The sequence below is a fragment of the Nocardioides sp. BGA-UO-ETr-FS32 genome, assembly GCF_059567905.1.
In genome coordinates this window covers 983,344-1,006,792 of sequence record NZ_JCAQOX010000017.1, presented here as the reverse complement: position 1 = coordinate 1,006,792, position 23,449 = coordinate 983,344, and the positions used below count along the sequence as shown (strand labels likewise).

The window sequence follows — 23,449 nt, the reverse complement described above, 5'->3', positions numbered from 1 at the left end:
TCACATCACCTTGATGCCGGCGATGGTGCCCTTGAGGGCGGACAGGGCGTCGTAGCCGGCCTTGTCGGTCTCGAAGTAGTTCATCGCGATCTTGCCGAGGCGACCGGCCATCTCCTCGACGTCCTGGCAGAGGTTGTTGACGCCCTCCTCCCAGCGGCCCTTGAACTCGTCGAGCGCGTCCCAGACCACGTCGCTGCCGACGTCGCCCCGGGCGGGCACGAGGTCCTCGACGTCCTTGTCCTTGAAGAGCTGGACGGTCTCGTTGAGCCCCTGGGCGGCCTTGCCCATGCTCTCGAGGTCGACCTCGTAGTCGTACGACGGCATGGCTCTCCGATTCCCACCGGGCGGCCCGCTCAAACCGGCGGATATCCAGCCCGGTCGGTGTGTGAGGAGGCCGCGCAGGGGGTAGGAAGGAGCCGATCGACCCGAGCGAGAGGGGGCGGCCGTGGCCGTCGGACTTGTCTACTCCGAGATGCAGGCGGCGGCGCAGGCCGTGGCCGACGCGGTGGAGCCGTTGCAGCAGACCCTGCAGGCGCTGGGCGCCACCATCGAGACCGAGGCCGGCAAGGGCTTCAGCGGCCAGGCGGCCGCGGGCTTCGGCGAGGCGATCAACGCCTGGTTCGACGTCGCGATCGCGCTCGGCCCGATCCTCGACGGCTACTCGCAGAGCCTGATGTACGTCGCCCAGGAGCACGCCACCAACGACGTGGCCCAGACCGAGCGCGCGGGGCAGCTCGCCGACCGGCTCGGGGGTGGTCCCCGATGACCCGCGGGCTGATCGTGCACCAGGGCTCGCTCTCGACGCTGGAGTCAGCCCTCGCCGACGCCACCGAGCAGATCACCACCCAGATCGACGAGCTCCTCGACCAGGTCGAGACGCTCACCCCCGGCTGGGACGAGACGAGCGAGTCCCACCTCGCCCACCTCGAGCACCAGCAGAAGCTGCGCGACGGGGTCGCGCGGCTCACCGAGGCGCTCGACCAGGTCAGGGCGACGCTCGCCACCCACCGCGAGGACGCCAGGGAGATCGAGGTCGAGAACGTCGCGATCGTGAACTGACCCACGACGGCTTCGTCGTTCAAGTTACCTGCGGGTAGGATCTTTCTCACCCTGCAGGGCCCTGCCGTCGGCGCGTTCGGCGGCCCTAGGCTGCGGCTCTGTACGCCCCTACCGAGGAGCAGCCCCACATGCAGATGTTCGCGATCGTCGTCTCGTTCGCACTGACCGTCGCCGCCGTCGCCCTGCTGGTGCCGGCCGTACGACGCATGCTGGGCGTGATCCGGTCCGGCCAGCCGGCGCCCGGCCGCTCCGGCAACCCGGGCGGACGCGCCGCGACGATGCTCAAGGAGACGTTCCTCCACACCCGGATGCTCCAGTGGCACTGGGTCGGCATCATGCACTGGTTCGTCTACGCGGCGTTCCTCTTCCTCAGCACGGCCGTGCTGGCGGCGTACTTCCAGCTCTTCAAGCCCGACTTCGCCTGGCCCCTCATCGGCCACTGGTACCCCTACGAGTGGTTCAGCGAGGTCATCGGCCTGCTCAGCACGGTGGGCATCGTCTTCCTGATCGTCTACCGCCAGAAGCACCACCCGCGCTCCGAGGGCCGGCGCAGCCGGTTCTTCGGCTCGAACTTCTGGCAGGCCTACTTCGTCGAGGCGCTCGCGCTGCTCGAGGGCTCGGCGATCCTGTTCGTGCGTGCGGCGGAGTGGAAGCTCGACGAGTCGGCCGGCCGCTCGCACTACCCGATCTCGTCGTGGATCGGCGACGCCCTCTACCCCGTCGACGAGTCGTCGCTGAACAACCTCATCTACTTCATCGCGATGTTCAAGATCGCGCTGGCGATGATCTGGCTGATGGTCATCGCCCGCAACATCACCATGGGCATCGCGTGGCACCGCTTCACCGCCTGGTTCAACATCTACTTCAAGCGCGAGGACGACGGCACGACCGCGCTCGGCGCGATGAAGCCGCTGACCTCGGACGGCAAGGCGATCACGCTCGACGACATCGACGACCTCGACGAGGACTCGGTGCTCGGCGTCGGCAAGGTCGAGGACTTCTCCTGGAAGGGCATCCTCGACTTCACCACCTGCACCGAGTGCGGTCGCTGCCAGTCGCAGTGCCCCGCGTGGAACACCGAGAAGCCCCTGTCGCCCAAGCTGCTGATCACCAGCCTGCGCGACCACGCGTACGCCAAGCACGACGGTGACGCGGCGCACGCCGATCGCGAGCTGGTCGGAGTGGGGTCGAAGGGCGAGAGCGCCGGGGCGGGCACGGACGTCCTCGACTACTTCTACAACCCCGCCGACGGCGACTTCGTCATCGACGAGGACGTGCTCTGGAGCTGCACCTCGTGCGGCGCGTGCGTCCAGCAGTGCCCCGTCGACATCGAGCACGTCGACCACATCATGGACATGCGGCGCTACCAGCTGCTGGTCGAGTCGAACTTCCCCGCCGAGCTCAACCAGCTCTTCAAGGGCCTCGAGAACAAGGGCAACCCGTGGAACATGTCGGCCTCGGCCCGCATGGACTGGACCAAGGGCCTCGACTTCGAGGTGCCCGTCGTCGGTGAGGACCTGGAGTCCCTCGAGTCGGTCGACTGGCTGTTCTGGGTCGGGTGCGCGGGAGCGTACGAGGACCGCGCCAAGAAGACCACGCGCGCCGTCGCCGAGCTGCTCGACATGGCTGGCGTCACCTTCGGCGTGCTGGGCAACGGCGAGACCTGCACCGGTGACCCCGCCCGGCGCGCCGGCAACGAGTTCGTCTTCCAGGGTCTCGCGCAGCAGAACGTCGAGACCTTCCAGGAGTACAAGGTCAAGAAGGTCGTCTCGACCTGCGCCCACTGCTTCAACACCCTCAAGAACGAGTACAAGGACTTCGGCATCGAGCTCGAGGTCGTGCACCACACCCAGCTGCTCAACCGTCTGGTGCGCGAGGGCAAGCTCACGCCGGTCAAGGACGGAGCGGGCGCGGCGAAGCGCTCGATCACCTACCACGACCCGTGCTACCTCGGTCGCCACAACCAGGTGTACGAGCCCCCGCGCGAGCTGCTGCAGGTGCTGCCGGGCGCCGAGTTCGTCGAGATGGAGCGCAACTCCGAGAAGTCGTTCTGCTGCGGCGCCGGCGGCGCGCGCATGTGGATGGAGGAGAACCTCGGCGAGCGGATCAACATGAACCGCACCAAGGAGGCCGTCGGCACCGGCGCCGACCAGATCGCCGTCGGCTGCCCCTTCTGCCGGGTGATGCTCTCCGACGGGCTCACCATGCAGCAGAGCAAGGGCGAGGCCCGCGAGGAGGTCGAGGTCCTCGACGTCGCGCAGATGCTGCTCGCGTCAGTCAAGGGCGAGCAGGCCACCAAGGCCGCGCCCGGGTCGTCCCCCGCCGCGGCCCCGGCCGCTGCTGCCGCGCCTTCCACCTCGTCCTCGACTGCCACTGCCACGACGGACGTGGCGACGAAGGACGAGCCGGAGGCCGGCGACGTCACCGTCACCGAGGACACGGTCACCGAGACCGCCGACGTCGGCCCCGCCGCCAAGGCGTCCGGCGGCACGTCGCTCTTCGACACGCCCGCGCCCGAGGAGCCCGCCGCCCCTGCGAAGCCGGCCGAGTCCGGCTCGCTGTTCGACACCCCGGCGCCGGAGGCGGCCCCCGAGCCGGCCTCGAAGCCGGAGCCGCCGTCCGCGCCCGCCGCGCCCGCCGCGGAGGAGAAGCCCGCCGCCGCGTCCACTGACCTGGGCGCCGGTGGCTCGCTCTTCGACCTCGGTACGCCGGAGCCGGAGGCCGCGCCGGAGCCGGTGTCGGCACCGGAGCCCGCCTCCGAGTCGCCCGCCCCCGCCGCGGAGCCTGCGACGGAGTCGGCGCCCGCGCCGGCGACCGACCTCGGGACCGGCGGGTCGCTGTTCGACATCGCGGCCCCCGAGCCGACGCCAGCCGCGGAGCCTGCTCCCTCACCGGAGGCGGCACCCGAGTCGGAAGCTGCTGTCGAGCCGGCACCTGAGCCGGAGCCGGCGCCCGAGCCCGAGCCCGAGCCGGCGCCCGAGCCCGAGCCCGAGCCGGCGCCCGCAGCCGCTGCGCCTGCCTCGAGCACCACGACCTCGACCCCGGCGACCGACGCCGACCTGTCGAGCCTCGGCTCGCTGTTCGACCTGGAGGCTCCCGCCCCCGAGGCGGCGCCCGCGCCTGCGGCGACGCCGGAGCCTGCGTCCGCGCCCGAGCCTGAGGCCGTGCCGGAGCCGGAGCCGGAGCCGGAGCCGGAGCCGGAGGCAGCCTCCGAGCCAGAAGCCGAGCCGACGCCGGTCGCCAGCGCCGGCACGACGTCCACGCCGAACACCGACGTCGACATCAGCAGCATGGGCTCGCTGTTCGACATCGAGGCGCCCGCGACCAGCTCGGCGCCGGCGGTTCCTGCAGCCCCGGTGGCCGAGGCCGCGCCGGCAGCGGAGGCCGTACCCGCCGAGCCCGAGCCCGCGGAGCCCGAGCCCGCGGAGGCGTCTGCCCCCGGTGCACCGCCCAGCGGTGCCGACCTCAGTCGGGCTGCGACGTTCGCCGACCCGGACGGGGCGCCGCAGCAGGAGACCGCGGCCGAGCCGGAGGCCGCGGCCGAGCCGGACGAGGACCCCGACACGATCCTCGACTCCGACGACGCCGAGCAGTCCGACGAGCAGCCGACCGCCAAGCCGGCCGCGTCCTCGGACGGCCCCGCCCACACCCCGCGTACGGACGTGGACATCAGCGGCTCGGACTCGCTCTTCGACCTCTGATCCCAGCGTCCGGGGAGTGCCTGTCCACACCCCGTCGAATAGTCCGCTGCGGAAAGCCGCCCGACGCCTGCTCGGGACCGGCTTTTCGCAGCGGACTACGACATTGGGCTGTGGAGGGAGCACTGTCACCGCACCGCCTGACGTCAGACTGACGCCAGATGACATCACTTCCCCCTTGACGTGACATCACGATGATGTCAGAGTGGTGCACATGGACATCACCCCGTACGTCGACAGCCTCCGGCGCGACCTCGTCGCCGCGGCCGAGGCCGGCAGCGACGAGCTCAAGCAGGCGGCCGAGCGCCTGGCGTACGCCCTGGACCCGAGCGCGCGACTCGCGCTGATGGAGGCCATCTCCCACGCGGCGGCCGAGATCACCGCAGAGCTCCCCGACGGCAGCGTCGACGTACGCCTGGTCGGTCGCGAGCTCGACTTCGTCGTCGAGGTGGCCCCGCCCGCGGCGATCCCGGCCCCGCCCCCGCCGCCGGCTCCCCCGGCCCCGCCCGAGGAGGAGGACGGCGACCTGGCCCGGATCACGCTCCGGATCCCGGAGGCCGTCAAGGCCCGGGCCGAGGAGCGGGCTGCCGCCGCCGGCCAGAGCCTCAACACCTGGATGGTCGGCGTGGTCCGGTCGGCGACCAACGAGCACGCGATCAACATCGACGTCGACCTGAGCAGCGTCCCCTTCGTGGGCTACGACCCGTTCGCGGGTCACCGCAAGCAGGGCAACCGCCGGATGACCGGCTGGCTCTGACCAGACCCCCGACGGCCTGACCGGCCGCACCCACCCACCCACCGCACACAGCGGACCGGCACCCGGCCGGCCCGTCGGACGAGCACACCCCCGACCCGGACTGGAGACCACAGTGAACGAGCGAAGCGAGATCACCGACAAGCACAGCGCCACATGTGCCTCATGTGCGCACGGAGCGAAACGAGTACGCGCATGAGCAACCAGCTCGACCTCACCTTCGACACCCCCGAGCCGATCGACCTCTACGTCGAGAACGGCCGCGGCCTGGTCGACGTCACCGCCACCAACACCATCGAGACGACCGTCCGGATCACCGGCGACCGCGCCGACGAGTTCGACGTCCGCGACCTCGGCGACCGGATCGCGATCATCGCCCCGACCCGATCCGGCGGCTTCCTCGGCAAGGACCCCCGCGCCGAGATCGTCGTCGAGGTCCCCGTCGCCAGCGCCCTCCACGCCAAGGTCGGGAGCAGCGACGTGGCAGCTCACGGCCGCTTCGCCGACACCCGCGTCGACAGCGGTTCCGGCGACGTCACCCTCGACATCGTGGAGGGCGACGCGGTCCTCCAGTCCGGGTCGGGCGACCTCGTCGTGGAGCACCTCGTCGGCGAGGCCCACCTCAAGTCGGGGTCCGGCGACGTCCTCGTCCGCCGCGCCGAGTCGGCCCTCGTGGTCACGACGGGCAGCGGCGACGTACGCGTCGACTCCGCCCGCGACGACCTCGCGGTCAAGACCGGCTCGGGCGACGCCCGGGTGCTGTCCCTGGGCAGCGAGGCGGTCTTCACCACCGGCTCGGGCGACCTCGTGGTCGACGAGGTCGCCGCCGGACGCATCACCGCCAAGACCGCCAGCGGCGACGTACGGATCGGGGTCGTCGCCGGCACGCCCGTGTGGACCGACGTCCGCACCGCCAGCGGCCGCCTCACCTCCACCCTCGCCGGCACCGGCGAGCCCGCCCCCGACCAGCCCTACCTCGAGGTGCGCGCCACCACGGCCTCGGGCGACGTCACCCTCCACGAGAGCTGAAAGGAGCACCGACCATGTACGAGTCGTTCACCGACATCGAGCTCATCGCCCGTCACCGCATCGCCGAGCGCGTGCGCTACTCCCCTCGCGCCCCGAAGCGCCGCTGACCACCCGCCGAAGGGGAGGCAGCCGGCCCCTCCGCGGACGTCAGGACTTCATCGCCACGCCGCGTCGCCAGTAGCCCATGAAGGCGACCTGGCTGCGGTCGAATCCGAGCTCCTTGACCAGGTGCCGGCGCAGGCCGGTGACCACCTTCGACTCCCCCGCGATCCAGGCGTACGTCCCGCCCACCCCATGGACGTCGCCGGGGACCTCCTCGCCGGAGGAGGAGTAGAACGGCGTCTCCCACAGGTCCGGGTCCACCTCGTCGGCTGCGACCTCTCCCCGGGCGCCCGCCAAGCTGATCGAGAGTGGGCCGAGGTGGGCCACCACCGCCTGGTGGAGGCCGACGCCGAGCTCCTCGCCCTCGCGGGCCAGCCACACGACCTCCACGCCCGCCGGGCCGCGTACGGACTGGACGTCACCGGCCACCGGCACCTCGAGGAACGCCGTGCCGGTCGCGTCGTCGGGCAGCTGCTCGAGCACCGTGCAGATCGCCGGCACGGCCGTCTCGTCACCCACCAGCAGCAGGTCCGCACCCGGGGGCGGGGCGAACTCGATCCCGCCGTAGGGGAACCCCCGCCGCGGGGCCATCAGCACGAGCCGGTCCCCCACCGTGGCCCGCGACGCCCAGGTCGAGCCCGGGCCGACGAGGTCTCCCTCGAGGTGGAGGACCATGTCGACGACGAGGGTGGTCTGCTGCCCCGAGCCGCGCACGTCGCGGATCGTGTACGTGCGCATGTGCCCGCGCTCGGCCGCGGAGCGCTCCATCCAGGTCGAGAACCAGGTGTCGTCCGCACCCTCGGTCGAGGTGATCCCGCCGGTCTCCGGGTCGGGGAAGACCAGCTTGATGCGCTGGTCGTAGCGCGGGCCGTCGACGCCGAGGTCGGCGAGCTCGGGACTGCCGAGCTCGACCCGCACGAACGTCGGGGTGAGCCGCTCGACGGAGACCACCTCGACCTCGGTGAAGAGCATGGGCAGGACGGTCTGGTTCGGGCTGGCGGTCACGGTCATCGGTTCTCCTGACTGGACGAGCTGGACGGGCTGGGCGTGCTGGAGCGCGGCTGGTGCCGTCCGACGGGCACGACGAGGGGGGTGCGCGACACCGGGTCGTCGATGACCCGGTTGTCGAGGCCGAAGACCGTGCGCACGACGTCCTCGGTGACGACCTCGCGCGGGGTGCCCTCGGCGACGATGCGCCCGGTGTGGAGCGCGACGAGGTGGTCGGCGTACCGAGCGGACAGGTTGAGGTCGTGGAGCACCATCACGATCGTGGTGCCGCGGCGCGCGTTGAGCTCAGCGAGCAGGTCGAGCATCTCGACCTGGTGGGCGACGTCGAGATAGGTGGTCGGCTCGTCGAGCAGGAGCAGGTCGGTGCCCTGCGCGAGCGCCATCGCGATCCACACCCGCTGGCGCTGCCCGCCCGACAGCTCGTCGACGACCCGGTCGGCGAGCTCGAGCGTGTCGGTGAGTGCCAGCGCCTCGGCGACGGCCTCGTCGTCGGCGGTGGTCCACCGGCCGAATGGGCCGTGGTGGGGGTGGCGGCCGCGACCGACCAGGTCGGCGACGGTCACGCCCTCGGGCGCGACCGGGTTCTGCGGGAGCAGCCCCAGCGTGCGGGCGACCTGCTTGGTCGGCAGCCGGTGGATGACGTCGCCGTCGAGCAGCACCGAGCCCGACCGGGGTCGCATGAGCCGGGCGAGGCCGCGCAGCAGCGTCGACTTGCCGCAGGCGTTGGCCCCGACGATGACGGTGATCCGGCCGTGGGGCACGGCCAGGTCGAGGTCACGCACGACGGCGGCGTCGGCGTAGGCCAGCGTCAGGGCGCTCGCCTCCAGCCGGGCGTACGGCGCAGGGGCAGTGGGGGTGGCGGTGGTCATGCCGCCCTCCTTCCGGTGCGGCCGCGGGCGAGCAGCCAGAGCAGGAACGGTGCGCCGCAAGCACCGGTGACGACGCCGACCGGCAGGTTGAGGTCGTCGAAGGCGTACGCGCCGGCGTAGTCGCCCGCCAGTACGATCACCGCGCCGACGAGGCCGGCGGCGAGGAGGGTGGTGCGCCCGCGATTGAGCGCGCGCGCGATCGGACCGGACAGGAACGCGACGAACGCGACCGGTCCCGCTGCGGCGACACCGACCGCGACGAGCAGCACCCCGAGGAGCATCAGCACGTCGGTCCGGCGCCGTGCGACGCCGAGCCCGGCGGCGGTGTCGTCACCGAGCTCGGTCGCACGCAGCGACCGGGCGGCCCACGCGGTGGCGGGCAGCAGCACCGCCAGCGCGACGGCGAGCAGCCCGATGGTCGGCCAGGCCACCCCGTTGACGCTGCCCGTCAGCCAGCGCAGCACCAGCTGGACGTCGTACTCGTCGACGCGAGTGAAGACGTACTGGATGACCGACTGCATCGCGGCGGCGAGGCCGATGCCGGCCAGGACGAGCCGGAAGCCACCGTGGTCGCCGGCGACGGCTCGCACGGCGAGGGCGACCGCGAGGGCACCGAGGATCGCGACGGCCGAGACCGGCCAGCCGGACCACCCGCCGAGCGCGATGGCCGACACGGCGGCGGCGCTCGCGCCCAGGCTGACGCCGACGATGTCGGGGCTCGCGAGGGGGTTGCGCAGCGTGGTCTGGAAGATCGTCCCGCCCACGCCGAAGGCGATGCCGACGAGCACCGCGAGCACGGCCCGCGGGAGCTTGGACTCCATCACGATGTAGGTCGCGCCGGGGATCTGCTCGCCGCCGAGGATGCGCACGAGGTCGGGGATGGTGACGGTGTAGTCGCCGAGCAGCACCCGCGCGGCGAAGGCGCCGGCCAGGACGAGCACGAGACCTGCCACGAGGCGCCGGTGGTGGCGTCGGGGTGCGCGGCGCGCCCGGCGTACGAGCTCGGCCGCGTCGGCGTCCGGCGACGTGGCGGGGGGCGTGGCGGCGACGGGGCGGGCGAGGGTCACGGTCACAACGCCCTCCCCGTGCGGCGGATGAGGGCGATGAAGAACGGCACGCCGACGATGGCGGCCATGATGCCGACCTGCACCTCCGAGGGCGGCAGCACGACGCGGCCGAGGGTGTCGGCGACCACGACGAGGACCGCACCGCCGAGCAGCGAGAAGGGCAGGACGCGTCGGTGGTCGGGACCGACGAGGCCGCGTACGACGTGGGGCACGACGAGACCGACGAAGGCGATCGGCCCGGCCAGGGCGGTCGCAGTGCCGGCCAGCAGGACGATCGCGAGGGCGATGACGAGGCGGTCCCGGGTCGTGTGACGCCCGAGGCCGCGGGCGAGGTCGTCGCCGAGGGCGAGGGTGTTGAGCAGGCGGGCGCCGGCCAGGGCGAGCAGCGCGCCGAGGAGGAGGAAGGGCAGCCCCGCGAGCAGGACGTCGATGCCGCGTCCCCCGACGGTGCCGACCTGCCAGAAGCGGAAGGACTCCATGGTCTTGCGGTCGGCCAGCAACAGTCCGGTGGTCCAGCTGGCCAGACCCGCGCTGAGGGCGGCACCGGTGATCGCGAGCTTGATGGGCGTGGCGCCGTCGCGGCCGAGGGAGGCGATGCCGTGGACGGCCGCGGCGGCGACGGCGGCACCGACGAAGGCCAGCGGCAGGTAGGCGCCCATCCCGGAGAGGCCGAACGTCGTGATCCCGACGACCATCGCGAAGGTCGCACCGGCGTTGACGCCCAGGATGCCGGGGTCGGCCAGCGGGTTGCGGGTCAGGCCCTGCATCAGCGCGCCCGCGAGGCCGAGCGCGGCACCGACGGCGAAGGCCAGGAGGGTGCGGTCGAGGCGCGCCTCGACGACCGCGTGGAGCGGATGGGCGGCGTCCCAGACCGCCTCCGGCGGCACCGTGCGCGCCCCCACCAGCAGGGAGAGCACGCCGGCACCGGCCAGCGCCGCGACCGAGATCGCGACGCTGACCGGCAGGGCGGGACGACGCCTGCGGCCTCCCCCCGGGGGCCTGAGGACGTCCTCCCGCGTCGGGACGAGGGCGGTCATCAGCCCTCGAGCGCCTCGACGACCGACGGCAGGAAGTCGGAGACGATGACCGGGATCGACAGCGGCGTCGGGTTGGTGGACGCCATCGCGTCCTGCTTGTCCGACTCGGCGTACCAGTGGCCCTCGGCGATCGCGGGGATCTGGCCGAGCAGCTTGTCCTTCTCGATGGTCTCGACGTCGTCGGGCGACTCGACCCACGTGACGAAGACGTCGGAGTCGAGCTCGGAGGCCTGCTCAGCCGACACGGTGCCGTAGAACTCGCCGGGCTTGATGGCCTCGGCCACGGCCGGGGCGTCGACCATGCCGAAGTCGCGCAGGATGGACACGCGCGGGTCCTCGGGGGCGTACATGCCGACGGTCGAGAGGTCGGTGGCCGCGAGGTAGCCGTAGATCAGCTCGGCGCCCTCGAGCTCGGGGTTGGCCTCGGCCGCCTCGGTGATGGTGGCCTCGGTGTCAGCCGCCACCTCGCCGGCGAGCGCCGTACGGCCCAGCGCCTGGCCGACCATCTCGAGCGAGGTCTGCCAGTCGGTCGTCCAGGGGGCCTCGGGGTAGGCCACGACCGGCGCGATCTTGGAGAGCTGGGCGTACTCGTCCTCGGTGATGCCGGAGTTGGTCGCCAGGATCAGGTCGGGGGCGAGCTCGGCGACCTCGTCGATCGGGGCGCCGTCGGCGTCGTCGTAGCGCACCGGCGCCTCGGCCCCGGCCTCCTCGACCGCAGCGTCGAACCAGTCGGTGGACCCGCCCTCGTTGCCGCCCCACGTGATCTTGGTGGCGCCGACGGGCACGACCCCGAGTGCGAGCGCATGGTCGTGGTCGGTCCAGCCGAGGGTGGCGACGCGCGTCGGCTCGGACTCGATGGTCGTCTCGCCGAGGGCGTGCTCGATCCTGACGGGGAAGGCGTCGGGGTCGACGCTGGTGGTCGACGTGGGCTCCGAGGCGGCGTCGGTGCCGCCGCTGGTGGACCCGGTGCTGCAGCCGACGAGGGCGGCGACCAGGACGGTGGCCGCAGCCACCTTGGTCGCAGTGGGCGCGGCGAGGCTTCGCTTCATCAAGAACTCCGTCAGGCGGTGGGAAGGTCGGGCTAACTTAGGAAAGCCTAACCACACTTCGCCCAATTACGTCACGGGGGTGTGACCTAATCCGCGGAGTGGACGAGCGCGCCTCAGATCGGGGTGCGGTGGAAGCCCTGGAACGAGCGGCTCGGCGTCGGACCGCGCTGGCCCTGGTAGCGCGAGCCGTACTTCTCGGAGCCGTAGGGGTGCTCGCTCGGCGACGAGAGCCGGAAGAAGCAGAACTGGCCGATCTTCATCCCCGGGTAGAGCTTGATCGGCAGCGTCGCGACGTTGGCCAGCTCGAGGGTGACGTGGCCGGAGAAGCCGGGGTCGACGAAGCCGGCGGTGGCGTGGGTGAGCAGGCCGAGACGCCCCAGCGACGACTTGCCCTCGACGCGGGCCGCGATGTCGTCGGGCAGCGACACCACCTCGTACGTCGACCCGAGCACGAACTCTCCCGGGTGCAGGATGAACGGCTCGTCGCCCTCCGGCTCGACCTCGCGGGTCAGCTCGGACTGGTCGGCAGCGGGGTCGATGTGGGGGTAGCGGTGGTTCTCGAAGACGCGGAAGAATCGGTCGAGGCGTACGTCGACGCTGGAGGGCTGCATCATCGCGGGGTCCCACGGCTCGAGGGCGATCCGGCCGGCGTCGATCTCAGCGGTGATGTCGCGATCAGAGAGCAGCACGTCGCCAACCTAGCCCGCGTTCCCGGTCCCGTGGCGGCTTGATCACAATGGGTCGGTGACCTTCCACCGCTACGTCGCCCTGGGCGACTCCTTCACCGAGGGCGTCGGCGACCCCGACCCGACGCGCCCCAACGGCCTGCGCGGCTGGGCCGACCGCGTCGCCGAGGTGCTCGCGCAGCAGACCGACGACTTCGGCTACGCCAACCTCGCGATCCGCGGCCGCAAGCTCGGCTCCATCGTCGCCGAGCAGGTCGAGCCCGCCCTCGCCCTCGAGCCCGACCTGGTCACCATCCACGGCGGCGGCAACGACGTGCTGCGGCCCCGCGTCGACCTCGACGCCCTCGCCCGGACGTACGACGACGCGATCGCGCGCCTGTCCTCGACCGGGGCGCGCGTCGTGATGTTCACGATCTTCGACCCGGGCGGCGGCGGGATCTACGGGCCCGTGCGCGGGCGGATGGCGATCTTCAACGAGTGGGTCCGAGAGATCGCCGACCGCCACGGCGCGACCATCGTCGACATGTGGCGGATGCGCGACATCGAGATCGGCAGCGTCATGGACACTGACCGGATGCACCTCAACAGCTCGGGCCACACGCACATGGCGCACGCCGTCCTCGAGGCCATCGGCGTCGAGCACGGCCTCGACCCGGTCACCGTCGAGCCGCTCCCGGTGCTCCGGCGCCGCGAGGCGTGGGCCGCCAACGCCCACTGGACCCGCGAGTTCCTCGTCCCCTGGGTGCACCGCCGGATCACCGGGCGCTCCTCCGGCGACACCGTTGCGCCGAAGCATCCGGGTCTCTCGCGCGTCGGCTGACCCGGTCCGGTATCGTTCGGCCCGCCGTCCCCGGACGGCGTCTGCGGATGTAGCTCAGTTGGTAGAGCGCGACCTTCCCAAGGTCGATGTCGCGAGTTCGAGTCTCGTCATCCGCTCCAGTTCTCCCCCGCGCGCCCTCCACAGCGCCTCCCGATAGTCCGCTGCGTTCCGCGGGTCGTCGAGGCCCTTGGACCGGTCGAACGCAGCGGACTACCCGAGGGTGTCCACAGGCGTACGCGTCGCCCCCGCAACCCGTGGGGCAGGAGTGAGACTTGCGCCTTCTGTGACCAGAGAGGACAGTGAGGCGTCCGTCTTTTCTCGGATCGAAGGTTCTTCCCCATGGCTCTTCCCCGTCTCCTCGCCCGCTCCCCCCGCCGTACGCTCGCCCACCAGATCGCCGACGGCGACCGCCCTCGCCCGCTCTGGCGCCAGCCGGCGAGCATCGCCGCAGCCGCCCTCGCCCTCACCCTCGGCGCCGTTCCGCTCCTGCCCGACGGCGGACCGGACGACCAGGGCGGTATCGCCCCGTCGGCCGAGTCGACCGACGCACCGGGAGCGCCCGGCCGCAGCCGGCTCACCGCCGAGATGCGGGCCGAGATCGAGCGCGTGGTGGCCGAGGGGGCCGCCCTCGACGGCGCGCAGGGGCGTACGACGCGGGCGCGCGCGGCCGTGCGGTGCGCCACCTTCGAGGGACAGCGCTACTGCCTCGGCTTCGGCTGGACCAACCAGCCGGCCGAGGCGCTCGCGGCACGCCTCGACACCCGCCCGGACCTCGAGCGCGAGCGCACCGGGGACCTCGACGCCGACGGGCTGCTCGCCCGGGCGGAGCGGCGTACGCCGACCGCGCGCGCCGCGGCCGAGAGAGCCGAGCTCACGATGGCCGCCCAGGCGGTCGGCAAGGTCTGGATGCTGCGCCACGAGATCCAGGGCGTGCCGTTGCCCGACGGGTTCGCGGAGCGCCACCCGGAGGTCACCGCTGCGGACGTGCAGGCACGCGGCGGGTTCGGCGGGTCCTACCCGAAGCGCTCCAAGATCCTCACCAGCAAGGTCGCGCAGGCGCAGAACACGACCTACTGGTGCGGCCCCGCCGCGATGCAGGCCATCGGCTGGAGCTCGCAGGAGAAGCGGAAGAACCAGTCCTACTGGGCGCGCCGGCTCGGGACCACCACCGCCGGCACCGCGATCACCGACATGGTCCGCGTGGTCAACAACTTGACGCACTACGACGACGCCGACCACGCCGGGCCGTACGTCGCGCTCGACATCAGCGACTTCACCTTCAAGCAGTGGTACCGCCTGATGATGCGGCACGTCCACGACTACCAGGCCCCGGTCGTCCTGCACCCGGTCCTGCTCAAGCAGTACTACCCCTACCTCGACGACGACGCGAGCGGGCACTTCCAGGTCGGTCGCGGCTTCGACCAGAACCCGGGCGGCAACCCGCAGATCGGCTACTTCGAGCCGTGGGACCAGTCGAGGTTCGACCCGAGCGAGCCGGCGATCGGGCGCGTGCAGTGGCGCAACGCCTACCGGTCCTTCCGCGCCAACCGCGACCACTTCCAGCACAACGTCGGGGTCTGAGGTGCGGGTCCGTACGCCCGCCGCGCTGGCGTTGCTGGTCGTCCTCACGGCCTGCGGCACCGACGATCCGGGCACCGGCGAGCCGACGGAAGAGCCCACCCGCGACACTCCGACGAGTGAGGTCCCGGCGGGCGGGACGCTCGACGACCCCACCGTCGTCGAGCCGGAGACCGCCCTCCTCGACTGGAAGGACTCCGGCCTCCGGGCCGGCGCCCGCTACGTCAGGGGTCCGGAGTGGCAGGCGCTCGGCGACGAGGCCGGCACCGAGGTCGAGCTCGGGCGCGACGGCGACGGCGACGCGCTGACCGTCCAGGCCGGCCCCGGCCGCACGATCTCCGAGGTCCTGATGAGCGAGACGTGGGCCGTGGTCGTGCGCCAGGACAAGGCCGAGACCGCGCCCAGCGAGGTCGTCACCGTCGACCTGTCGAGCGGCAAGCAGGGCGAGGTCGTCTCCCCCGCCGCGGCCAGCGGAGGGTCGTGGGCACTCACCGACGGCGACCTCCGCTTCCCGACGTACGGCGACGACCGGGCCTACTGCCTGGCCACCAGCGCCCTCGCCGACAGCAACGGCGAGGACGGCTGGTGCGCACCGGAGCGCTCGGGCTTCTCGGGTCTCACCGCGAGCGAGCACGGCGTCGGGATCATGACGTTCGACGACGCCCGCCCCGTCGCGTGCCGCACCGTCAACCTGCTCGATCCCGGCGGCGTGCCGCAGCCGCTCGAGGGACCCGAGGACTGCACCGGCTGGGACGTCGCGGCCACCGCCGACGGAGCCGTCTGGTCGGCGGTGCCGAAGCCGCGCCGGCAGGAGGAGGCACGGTTCCACGCCTCGGCCGACGGGACGTACTTCGACCTCGGCCCCGGCACCACCGGCAGTGCCGTGCCGTGCGGCGGCTCGGTCTTCTTCGTGCGCGACCCGCAGGGCCCCGACGAGCCCGCCCGCCTGATGCGGTGGACGCCCGACCGCACGCTCGAGGTGGCGTACGAGTCCGCGTCCGTCGGCAACGCCTTCCTCGGCGAGCCGGCCTGCGGGGGCGGTGTGCTGAGCCTCTCGTCCTTCGGCGAGGAGGGTGACGAGCTGGTGTGGGCTAGCGTCGGGTGACGTGAGCTTCACCGGATTCCCCGTCGCCGCCCTCGACTTCTACGACGACCTCGAGATGGACAACACCAAGTCCTTCTGGGAGAGCCACAAGCACGTCTGGAAGGAGTCGGTCGAGACGCCGATGAAGGCGCTGATGGCCGAGCTGGAGCCGGAGTTCGGCCCCGCGAAGGTGTTCCGCCCCTACCGCGACGTCCGGTTCGCCAAGGACAAGACGCCCTACAAGACCCACCAGGGCGCCTTCGTCGCAGCCGGACCGCGCACCGGCTGGTACTTCGAGATCTCCCCGCGCGGCACCCGGGTCGGGTCCGGCTTCTACGACGCCGACGGACCCCAGCTGGCCGCGATCCGCGAGGCGATGGCCGACGAGAAGACCGGGAAGGCCCTCGACCGGCTGCTCAAGAAGCTGGAGAAGGACGGCTTCGAGGTCGGCGGCGACCAGCTCAAGACCTCGCCGCGCGGCTACGACGCCGACCACCCGCGCATCCACCTGCTGCGTCGCAAGCAGCTGTTCCTCGGCCGGTCGTACGGCTTCGAGGCCGACGCGATCGACGCCGGGCTCGTCGACCGGGTGCGTACGGACTGGCGGGCGATGCGCCCGCTGGTCACCTGGCTGCGCGCCGTCGACGTCGGCTGAGCGCGGCGCGACGTTCCCGCGTACGACCACCGCAGTTCACGCGCGCGACGCCCGGCAGCAGCAGGCTGGCGCCATGGCCAAGAGACTGTTCCTGCTGCACGTCGGCCCCCACCCGGTGGACGTCGAGTCGATGACCGAGGCCCTCGCAATCGGCGGGGTGCGCGTGCCGGCGGTCGACGCCGAGGCGTACGCGCACGCCGGCGTCGAGATCCTCAGATCCCACAAGGCCGTGGGGCTCAGGCGCAAGCAGGTCGAGGGGGCGTGGACGTCGGTCTGCCGACGGGCCCGCAAGGCGAAGTCGGACTGCTTCGTCAGCATGCCGGCCTTCTTCGACGCCACTCCCGAGCAGGCCGCGCTCGCCCTGGACGCGCTCGACGGCTTCCGGGTCGTGCTCGTGGTCACGACCGGCTTCACCGCCGAGCCGCCCGCCGCGTGGACGTCGCAGGTACGGGAGGGGCGTACGCACGTGCTGCCTGCGCACCTCTCCGGCGAGCAGCTCGCCGCCCAGGTCGCGCGGATCGCGCTGATCGAGGAGGAGGCCCGCCTCGACAAGCGGCTGACCAAGGTCGCGAAGCGGCGACGGCAGGTCAACCGGCGGCTGGCCGCCTGAGTCCACTCAGTGGGGCTGCCAGGCGTCCTCGTCCTCGGTGAGGGCCGCGACGCCGGGAGGCAGGGTGCCGTCGGCGAGGTCCTGGATGGTGACCTGCTCGAAGACGCCGCGCAGCGAGCTGCGGGCGGCTATCCACACGTGCTGGAGGACCCGGGCGGACTCGTCGTACTCGACCGCCTCCGGTCGCAGGCCGTAGACGGAGACGAGGGGGCCGTCGACCGCGCGGATCACGTCGGCGACGGTGACGGTGTCGGGCTTGCGAGCGAACCGCCACCCGCCGGACTGGCCGCGCTGCGACACCACGACGTCGGCACGGCGGAGGTCGGCGAGGATGGCCTGCAGGAAGTTGTGCGGGATGCCCTGGGCCTTGCCGAGCTGCTCGGCGCTCACGGCCGTCCCGTCGCTGCGCACCGCGATCTCGATCAGGGCCCGCAGCGCGTAGTCGGCTTTGGCGGAGACGCGCATATGGCCAGTTTGTCAGACAACTCGACAGACTCACTGCGCTTGGTCGACCGCCGCCTTTCGGGGGGTTCAGCGCGCCCCGTACGCGCCTGTGACCTGCGACATCGGGCGTTCGTGTTGCGCGACGGCCCATCGCGAGGCATGATTTTGTTACCGACGAGTAGCCGATGTGCTCGTCCCCCGATCCAGACCCGGATCCACACCCGCACGCGACATGGACAGGTGGAAGCTGTGAGCCACTACAAGACCAACCTCCGCGACATCGAGTTCAACCTCTTCGAGGTGCTCGGCCGCGACGAGGTGCTCGGCACCGGCCCGTTCGGCGACGTCGACGGAGAGAGCGCCCGCGAGATCCTGCGCGAGGTCGAGCGCCTCTCCCGCGAGGACCTGGCCTCCTCCTACGAGGACAGCGACCGCAACCCGCCGGTCTTCGACCCGGCCACCCACACCGCACCGGTGCCCGAGTCGTTCAAGGCCAGCTACCAGGCCTGGATGGACTCCGAGTTCTGGCGCCTCCAGGTGTTCGAGGAGATGGGCGGCACCCCCGCCCCGTCCTCGCTCATCTGGGCCATCGGCGAGATGGTGCTCGGCGCCAACGCGCCGATCTGGATGTACGCCGCGGGTCCCGCCTTCGCCAACGTGGTCCACCGCAACGGCAACGACCGCGACAAGCAGGTCGCCCAGTTCATGGTCGACCGCCAGTGGGGCTGCACCATGGTCCTCACCGAGCCCGACGCCGGCTCCGACGTCGGCGCCGGCCGCGCCAAGGCCACGCCCAACGACGACGGCTCGTGGAACATCACGGGCGTCAAGCGCTTCATCACCAGCGCCACGCACGACATGAGCGAGAACATCATGCACCTCGTGCTCGCCCGCCCCGAGGGCGTCGACGGCGTGGGCGGCCCGGGCACGAAGGGCCTCTCGCTCTTCTGGATGCCCGAGCACCACTTCGACCTCGAGACCGGCGAGCTGACCGGCGAGCGCAACGGCGTCTACGTCACCAACGTCGAGCACAAGATGGGCATCAAGGTCTCCAACACCTGCGAGGTCACCTTCGGCGACCCGCAGGTCGGCGGGGGCGAGCCGGCGAAGGGCTGGCTGCTCGGCGAGGTCCACGACGGCATCGCGCAGATGTTCCAGGTCATCGAGAACGCCCGCATGATGGTCGGCACCAAGGCCATCGCCACGCTGTCGACCGGCTACCTCAACGCCCTCGACTACGCCAAGGAGCGCGTCCAGGGCGCCGACCTCACCCAGGCGGCCGACAAGACCGCCCCGCGCGTCACCATCACCCACCACCCCGACGTACGCCGCTCGCTGATGACGCAGAAGTCGTTCGCCGAGGCGATGCGTGCGCTGGTGCTCTACACCGCTACCTGGCAGGACCAGGTGATGATCGCCGAGCACGCGGGCACCGCCGACTCGGACGAGGCCCGCCTCGCCGCCGCGGTCAACGACCTGCTCCTCCCGATCGTCAAGGGCTACGGCTCCGAGCGCTCGTGGGTGCTGCTGGGCACCGAGTCGCTGCAGACCTTCGGCGGCTCCGGCTTCCTGCAGGAGTACCCGATCGAGCAGTACGTCCGCGACGCCAAGATCGACACCCTCTACGAGGGCACGACCGCGATCCAGGGCCAGGACTTCTTCTTCCGCAAGATCGTCAAGGACCAGGGCCGGGCGCTGGGCCACCTGGCCAAGGAGATCGAGGGCTTCATCGCCTCCGAGGCCGGCAACGGTCGCCTCAAGAACGAGCGGGCGCTGCTCGCCACCGCTCTCGAGGACGCCAACGCCGTCGTCGGGCACATGATCAACGACCTGATGTCGTCGGCCGAGGAGCTGCGCAACATCTACAAGGTGGGGCTCAACACCACCCGCCTGCTGATGGCGCTCGGCGACGTCGTCTGCGCGTGGCTGCTGCTGCGCCAGGCCGAGGTCGCGCTCGACAAGCTGGCCGGCGACGTGTCCGCCAAGGACAAGGCGTTCTACGAGGGCAAGGTCCACGCGGCGCAGTTCTTCGCCCAGACCAACCTGCCGCGGATCAGCGCCGAGCGGGCCATCGCCGAGGCCACCACCCTCGACCTGATGGACCTCGACGAGGCGTCCTTCTGATCTGAGCGCCGGCCGGCGTACGTCGGCCTGCGGCTGTAACGCCGGGTTGTGCCTTGATCTACCCATGTTCCACGGGAGGTAGAACAAGCACCAACCCGGCGTTACAGCGTTTCTGGGGGCAGGGCGGCGGCCGGGGACGGATGACAGGTGTCACGGGCAGGTCGTGACACGTCGGTCAGGTGCCGCGGCTCGTACGCGGCTACCGTGCTGGCGTGGACGGTGATCGTTGCGCTGCCGGCGCCGGGGGGCGTACGCCGGAGCCGGGCGCGTACGTGAGCGGGGCGCTGGGTGCCTCCTCCCTCCCCGACAACCCGTGGGAGAAGTGGGGCTGGACCTTCGCCGCGATCTGGCTGGTCTTCCTGGCCTTCCCGATCATCGCCGTCGCGGAGTCCGAGGTGCCCGTCGCGGCCAAGGCGGGCGCCGGACTCTGCATCCTCGGGTTCGCCGTCGCCAACGTGTACGGCTACTCCCGACGCGGCAACACGTGGCTGGCGCTCGGCCTCATGCTCGTCCTCGGGCTCGCGACCGTTCCGGTCATCGGCATCGGCGTCATCTCCTTCACGCCCTACCTCGCGATCATGTCGGCGCTCGGGCTTCCTGCGCCGGCGTGGAAGTGGGCCGTCGGTCTCTGGGCGGCGTTCCCCCTGCTGTCGCTGCTGGGCATCGACGACTTCCCGACCTTCTTCTTCCTGATGCTCTGGCCGATCATGATCGGCGGGGTGATGCTGCGCATCTTCGGCGAGCGCGAGCAGCTCGCCTACGCGGCCCGCGGCGAGCACGCCATCGTCGCCGAGCGCGAGCGGGTCGCGCGCGACGTGCACGACGTGCTCGGGCACTCCCTCACGGCGCTCTCGGTGAAGGCCGAGCTCGCCGCCCGCCTCATCGACCTCGACCCCGCCCGCGCCAAGGAGGAGCTGGAGTCGATCCAGGCCACCGCCCGCCAGGCGCTCGCTGAAGTGCGGGCCACCGTCGGCGGCCTGCGCGCGGGCAACCTCGAGGCCGAGCTCGCGGCCGCGCCCCGGGTCCTCGCCGACGCCGGCGTCACGACGCGGGTGGAGGGCAGCGTCGCCGACACCGACCCGCGGCACCGCACCTTGTTGGCCTGGGTGCTGCGCGAGTCGGTCACCAACGTCGTGCGCCACGCGCGGGCGCGGTCGGTGGTGATCGAGCTCGGCCCCGACGGGATCGCCGTCACCGACGACGGCGCGGGCTGCGACGGACCCGAGGGCAACGGGCTGCGTGGCATGCGGGAGCGGGTGACCGGAGCAGGCGGCACGCTCAGCCTCGCAGCCGCTTCACCCGGCACCCGGGTGGAGGTGGCGCTCCCGTGATCAGGCTGCTGCTCGCCGACGACCAGGCCCTCGTCCGCGGGGCGCTGGCCGCACTGCTCGACCTCGAGTCCGACCTCGAGGTCGTCGCCCAGGTCGGTCGCGGCGACGAGGTCGTCGAGGCGGCCCGCGCCTCGGGCGCCGAGGTGTGCCTGCTCGACATCGAGATGCCGGGCCTCAACGGCATCGACGCTGCAGCCGCCGTACGCCGGGAGCTGCCGGGCGTGCGGTCGCTGGTCGTGACGACGTTCGGGCGGCCCGGCTACGTCCGCCGGGCCATCGAGGCCGGGGCGTCGGGGTTCGTGGTCAAGGACACCCCTGCCCGCCAGCTCGCCGACGCCGTGCGCCAGGTCCACTCCGGGCTGCGGGTCATCGACCCGGACCTCGCCGCGGAGTCGCTGATCGACGGCCCGAGCCCGCTCACCGGTCGCGAGCGCGAGCTGCTGACGTACGCCCTGGACGGGTCTCCGGTCGCCACGATCGCCGCACGGGTGCACCTGTCGGAGGGCACGGTCCGCAACCACCTGTCCGCCGCCATCGGCAAGACCGGCGCGACCACGCGCAGCGAGGCCGCGCGCATCGCCCAGGACCGCGGCTGGCTGTGAGACGGGGAGCCGGCCCAGGTCAGTCGGCGACCGCGAGGTAGCGCACGTCCACGGTGAAGCTGGCGACGTCGACGGAGTCGGTGCCGCGCGTGAGGAAGTTCCACGCGACGGCCGGATCCCGCTGCGGCAGGAACTCGTCGCCCGTGTGTCCCTCTCCCCACGAAGGGTCCTCGACCCAGCCCGACTGCCCGGAGGTGCCGGTCACGGTGGCGTCGTCGCCCTCGCCCCAGACCCACAGCGTGCCGGTGTCGGGGTCACCGGCCGTCGTGGGGGCGCCGGCGAACGAGACACGCGCGGCGGCGAGCCCGCGCACGCCCGTCGCCTCGGGGACCTCGACCAGGTGCCGGCCGTTGGCGACGGTCCGGTAGGCGTCGGGGACCGCGCACGGTGCAGCGCGATAGCTCAGCCCGCCGGCGAAGAGCGCGCTCGGGACGACGGTGCCGCAGTCGGGGTAGTCGCCGCAGCCGTTGGCCGTGGTCCACGCGCACGGACCGAAGTCGGTCGCGTCGGGGCTGACCGTGGTGGTCGCCTCCTTCCAGACCAGACGGTCGGCCGACACCCAGATCCTCAGCCGCTCCGACCGTCCGGTGTTGCCGGCGAGGTCGGCACCCGCCACGACCGCGGTGTAGCGCCCCGCGGGCAGCGGCTTGCCCCCGCGCAGGGCCGCCCACTCGACGGTGCGGCCGTGAGCGTACGTCCCACCCGTGATGGTGACCAGCCGTTGTGAGACGTCGGCCCGGCGCACGACCCGGCCCTTCGCGTTGCGGATCACCAGCCCGAGCGAGGAGATCTTCGCCTCCGGGACCTGCGCATGGAGGTCGAGGGTGTCCGTCACGACCGTCGTGCGTGGGTAGACCCGAGCCGGTGCACCGGGGTCCGCGCCGAAGCGGGCCGTCGACAGGCTCGGGTTGAAGGTCGTGTCGACCTGGACCCTGGCCACCGCGACGGACGAGGCGCTGTGGGGGTCACGCACGTCGTACACCCGCACGCGGTAGCCCTGGTCCGTCACGGTCCTCCCCGACTGGTTGCGGCCGTTCCACGTCCACGTGTGCGTGCCGCGCGGCAGCCGGCCGAGGTCGACGCGCCGGTCGACCGTACGGAGCCGGGCCGGCCCGATCTCCAGCCGGACGTGCATGGTGCGCGACAGCCGGATCCTGATCCGGAGGTCGTCCTTGATCCCGTCACCGTCCGGCGAGAACCGGCTGGGAGCGCCGATCCGCACAGCGGGGCCCTCGGCCGCGGCGGCCGGTGGCACGACGACGAGCGCCGGGGTGGCGAGGAGGGTGAGCGCCAGGACGACCTGGGCGAGACGGCAGACCACGCGAGCTCCTGTGGAGGGGGTGCCGGCGCCGCGCGCGCCGGTCACGGACAGTGACGCGCGCGACGACCGGAAAGTTGCTGGATCTCGAGACGGCCTGACGCGGCTTCGTCCCTCAGCCGCGGGCCTACTCGATCTGGCCGGACCCACCCCGACGGCTCGTCCCTCGCCGTCGGCTGTCCGGCTCACATCTCGCGGCGCTCCTCCACGTGCGTGGTCTTCGAGCGCTGGTTGTTCATCACGAGGCCGAGCACGAGCGCGAGGACGCCGGCGATCACCAGGATCCAGCCGACGGTGGTCGGCTCGACGACCTCCTGGAGCGAGTCGGGGAACTCCTTGATGGCGAAGAGCAGGATCAGGCCGATGACGAGCAGGAGGATGCCGATTCCGATACCCATGACGACTCCTTCGATGAGGTGGCCCGCAGGGCGGGTACGACCGGCTCGGAGCAGGTCCTTCACGGCAGCGTAGGACCGTCGCCGCCCGATTCCGAGCACCCTCACCCGCGCGGGTGGCGCGCGTCGC

The 23,449-nt window shown here is 72.0% G+C and carries 23 protein-coding genes and 1 tRNA gene; 14 read left to right on the top strand and 10 right to left on the bottom strand.

Features of this window, described 5'->3' with window-relative positions:
* Positions 1-324, bottom strand: coding sequence for a hypothetical protein (locus AC57BS_RS24960; protein ID WP_496414143.1), 324 nt, complete (start codon positions 322-324; stop codon positions 1-3).
* Between the two features lie 121 nt (positions 325-445).
* On the opposite strand from AC57BS_RS24960, the gene AC57BS_RS24955 reads away from it, so the two are divergent.
* The 5 genes from AC57BS_RS24955 (at position 446) to AC57BS_RS24935 (ending at position 6,540) form a co-directional block, all read left to right on the top strand.
* Entirely contained in the window at positions 446-766 is a 321-nt protein-coding gene (locus tag AC57BS_RS24955; RefSeq protein WP_496414142.1) for a WXG100 family type VII secretion target, read from the top strand.
* Complete coding sequence (locus AC57BS_RS24950; protein ID WP_496414141.1) at positions 763-1,059, top strand: WXG100 family type VII secretion target; 297 nt, start codon at positions 763-765, stop codon at positions 1,057-1,059. Before AC57BS_RS24955 ends, AC57BS_RS24950 begins: the two co-directional genes overlap by 4 nt.
* Before the next feature lie 128 nt (positions 1,060-1,187).
* Positions 1,188-4,760, top strand: a complete 3,573-nt coding sequence (locus AC57BS_RS24945; protein WP_496414140.1) for a heterodisulfide reductase-related iron-sulfur binding cluster — start codon at positions 1,188-1,190, stop codon at positions 4,758-4,760.
* Between the two features lie 211 nt (positions 4,761-4,971).
* Positions 4,972-5,514, top strand: a complete 543-nt coding sequence (locus tag AC57BS_RS24940; RefSeq protein ID WP_496414139.1) for a toxin-antitoxin system HicB family antitoxin — start codon at positions 4,972-4,974, stop codon at positions 5,512-5,514.
* Positions 5,515-5,706: 192 nt separating this feature from the next.
* Positions 5,707-6,540 carry a DUF4097 family beta strand repeat-containing protein gene (locus tag AC57BS_RS24935; protein WP_496414138.1) on the top strand — a complete coding sequence of 278 codons (834 nt, stop codon included), beginning with the start codon at positions 5,707-5,709 and terminating at the stop codon, positions 6,538-6,540.
* A gap of 147 nt (positions 6,541-6,687) precedes the next feature.
* Here AC57BS_RS24935 and AC57BS_RS24930 read toward each other — a convergent pair whose 3' ends face one another.
* The 6 genes from AC57BS_RS24930 to dcd all read right to left on the bottom strand — a co-directional run bounded on the left by AC57BS_RS24930 (position 6,688) and on the right by dcd (position 12,361).
* Complete coding sequence (locus tag AC57BS_RS24930; RefSeq protein ID WP_496414137.1) at positions 6,688-7,653, bottom strand: siderophore-interacting protein; 966 nt, start codon at positions 7,651-7,653, stop codon at positions 6,688-6,690.
* The gene (locus AC57BS_RS24925) at positions 7,650-8,519 is read right to left on the bottom strand and encodes an ABC transporter ATP-binding protein (protein WP_496414136.1); all 870 of its coding nucleotides are present in this window, start codon (positions 8,517-8,519) and stop codon (positions 7,650-7,652) included. Before AC57BS_RS24925 ends, AC57BS_RS24930 begins: the two co-directional genes overlap by 4 nt.
* Entirely contained in the window at positions 8,516-9,592 is a 1,077-nt protein-coding gene (locus AC57BS_RS24920; RefSeq protein WP_496414135.1) for a FecCD family ABC transporter permease, read from the bottom strand. The genes AC57BS_RS24925 and AC57BS_RS24920 overlap by 4 nt, the downstream gene beginning before the upstream one ends.
* Positions 9,589-10,623, bottom strand: coding sequence for a FecCD family ABC transporter permease (locus AC57BS_RS24915; RefSeq protein ID WP_496414134.1), 1,035 nt, complete (start codon positions 10,621-10,623; stop codon positions 9,589-9,591). The genes AC57BS_RS24920 and AC57BS_RS24915 overlap by 4 nt, the downstream gene beginning before the upstream one ends.
* Complete coding sequence (locus tag AC57BS_RS24910; RefSeq protein WP_496414133.1) at positions 10,623-11,672, bottom strand: iron-siderophore ABC transporter substrate-binding protein; 1,050 nt, start codon at positions 11,670-11,672, stop codon at positions 10,623-10,625. Before AC57BS_RS24910 ends, AC57BS_RS24915 begins: the two co-directional genes overlap by 1 nt.
* A 113-nt stretch (positions 11,673-11,785) precedes the next feature.
* On the bottom strand, positions 11,786-12,361 hold the full coding sequence (gene dcd / locus AC57BS_RS24905; protein WP_496414132.1) for a dCTP deaminase: 576 nt from the start codon (positions 12,359-12,361) through the stop codon (positions 11,786-11,788).
* 55 nt (positions 12,362-12,416) lie between these two features.
* Here dcd and AC57BS_RS24900 point away from each other — a divergent pair, with 55 nt between their 5' ends.
* The 6 genes from AC57BS_RS24900 (at position 12,417) to AC57BS_RS24875 (ending at position 17,105) form a co-directional block, all read left to right on the top strand.
* Complete coding sequence (locus tag AC57BS_RS24900) at positions 12,417-13,178, top strand: SGNH/GDSL hydrolase family protein (RefSeq protein WP_496414131.1); 762 nt, start codon at positions 12,417-12,419, stop codon at positions 13,176-13,178.
* A 43-nt stretch (positions 13,179-13,221) separates the two neighbouring features.
* Positions 13,222-13,297 (top strand) — tRNA-Gly (locus AC57BS_RS24895).
* 220 nt (positions 13,298-13,517) lie between these two features.
* A complete protein-coding gene (locus AC57BS_RS24890) occupies positions 13,518-14,759 on the top strand; it encodes a C39 family peptidase (RefSeq protein WP_496414130.1) in 1,242 nt (413 codons plus the stop codon).
* A 1-nt stretch (position 14,760) separates the two neighbouring features.
* The gene (locus AC57BS_RS24885) at positions 14,761-15,861 is read left to right on the top strand and encodes a hypothetical protein (protein WP_496414129.1); all 1,101 of its coding nucleotides are present in this window, start codon (positions 14,761-14,763) and stop codon (positions 15,859-15,861) included.
* Between the two features lies 1 nt (position 15,862).
* Complete coding sequence (locus tag AC57BS_RS24880) at positions 15,863-16,495, top strand: DUF2461 domain-containing protein (protein WP_496414128.1); 633 nt, start codon at positions 15,863-15,865, stop codon at positions 16,493-16,495.
* Between the two features lie 73 nt (positions 16,496-16,568).
* A complete protein-coding gene (locus AC57BS_RS24875; RefSeq protein ID WP_496414127.1) occupies positions 16,569-17,105 on the top strand; it encodes a hypothetical protein in 537 nt (178 codons plus the stop codon).
* Positions 17,106-17,111: 6 nt separating this feature from the next.
* On the opposite strand, the gene AC57BS_RS24870 is transcribed toward AC57BS_RS24875, so the two are convergent.
* Positions 17,112-17,570: an RrF2 family transcriptional regulator gene (locus tag AC57BS_RS24870; protein WP_496414126.1), complete on the bottom strand. Its 459-nt coding sequence runs from the start codon at positions 17,568-17,570 to the stop codon at positions 17,112-17,114.
* A 228-nt stretch (positions 17,571-17,798) separates the two neighbouring features.
* Here AC57BS_RS24870 and AC57BS_RS24865 point away from each other — a divergent pair, with 228 nt between their 5' ends.
* From AC57BS_RS24865 to AC57BS_RS24855, 3 genes are all read left to right on the top strand, one after another.
* Positions 17,799-19,673, top strand: a complete 1,875-nt coding sequence (locus AC57BS_RS24865) for an acyl-CoA dehydrogenase (protein WP_496414125.1) — start codon at positions 17,799-17,801, stop codon at positions 19,671-19,673.
* A gap of 212 nt (positions 19,674-19,885) precedes the next feature.
* Positions 19,886-21,004, top strand: coding sequence for a sensor histidine kinase (locus AC57BS_RS24860; protein WP_496414124.1), 1,119 nt, complete (start codon positions 19,886-19,888; stop codon positions 21,002-21,004).
* Complete coding sequence (locus tag AC57BS_RS24855) at positions 21,001-21,606, top strand: response regulator transcription factor (RefSeq protein WP_496414123.1); 606 nt, start codon at positions 21,001-21,003, stop codon at positions 21,604-21,606. Before AC57BS_RS24860 ends, AC57BS_RS24855 begins: the two co-directional genes overlap by 4 nt.
* 19 nt (positions 21,607-21,625) lie before the next feature.
* Here the strand turns inward: AC57BS_RS24855 and AC57BS_RS24850 are convergent, their stop codons facing one another.
* Together AC57BS_RS24850 and AC57BS_RS24845 are read right to left on the bottom strand one after the other, a co-directional pair.
* Positions 21,626-22,927, bottom strand: a complete 1,302-nt coding sequence (locus AC57BS_RS24850) for a hypothetical protein (RefSeq protein WP_496414122.1) — start codon at positions 22,925-22,927, stop codon at positions 21,626-21,628.
* A gap of 182 nt (positions 22,928-23,109) precedes the next feature.
* A complete protein-coding gene (locus AC57BS_RS24845) occupies positions 23,110-23,322 on the bottom strand; it encodes a DUF6458 family protein (protein WP_496414121.1) in 213 nt (70 codons plus the stop codon).
* Positions 23,323-23,449 lie beyond the last annotated feature (127 nt).

Excerpts from the sequence above, each read along its gene's own strand:
- AC57BS_RS24875 (WP_496414127.1), top strand. The coding sequence starts at position 16,569 with ATGGCCAAGAGACTGTTCCTGCTGCACGTCGGCCCCCACCCGGTGGAC.
- AC57BS_RS24915 (WP_496414134.1), bottom strand. The coding sequence starts at position 10,623 with ATGACCGCCCTCGTCCCGACGCGGGAGGACGTCCTCAGGCCCCCGGGG.
- AC57BS_RS24890 (WP_496414130.1), top strand. The coding sequence starts at position 13,518 with ATGGCTCTTCCCCGTCTCCTCGCCCGCTCCCCCCGCCGTACGCTCGCC.
- AC57BS_RS24845 (WP_496414121.1), bottom strand. The coding sequence starts at position 23,322 with ATGGGTATCGGAATCGGCATCCTCCTGCTCGTCATCGGCCTGATCCTG.
- AC57BS_RS24930 (WP_496414137.1), bottom strand. The coding sequence starts at position 7,653 with ATGACCGTGACCGCCAGCCCGAACCAGACCGTCCTGCCCATGCTCTTC.
- AC57BS_RS24950 (WP_496414141.1), top strand. The coding sequence starts at position 763 with ATGACCCGCGGGCTGATCGTGCACCAGGGCTCGCTCTCGACGCTGGAG.
- AC57BS_RS24925 (WP_496414136.1), bottom strand. The coding sequence starts at position 8,519 with ATGACCACCGCCACCCCCACTGCCCCTGCGCCGTACGCCCGGCTGGAG.
- AC57BS_RS24870 (WP_496414126.1), bottom strand. The coding sequence starts at position 17,570 with ATGCGCGTCTCCGCCAAAGCCGACTACGCGCTGCGGGCCCTGATCGAG.
- AC57BS_RS24960 (WP_496414143.1), bottom strand. The coding sequence starts at position 324 with ATGCCGTCGTACGACTACGAGGTCGACCTCGAGAGCATGGGCAAGGCC.
- AC57BS_RS24910 (WP_496414133.1), bottom strand. The coding sequence starts at position 11,672 with ATGAAGCGAAGCCTCGCCGCGCCCACTGCGACCAAGGTGGCTGCGGCC.
- AC57BS_RS24945 (WP_496414140.1), top strand. The coding sequence starts at position 1,188 with ATGCAGATGTTCGCGATCGTCGTCTCGTTCGCACTGACCGTCGCCGCC.
- AC57BS_RS24935 (WP_496414138.1), top strand. The coding sequence starts at position 5,707 with ATGAGCAACCAGCTCGACCTCACCTTCGACACCCCCGAGCCGATCGAC.
- AC57BS_RS24940 (WP_496414139.1), top strand. The coding sequence starts at position 4,972 with ATGGACATCACCCCGTACGTCGACAGCCTCCGGCGCGACCTCGTCGCC.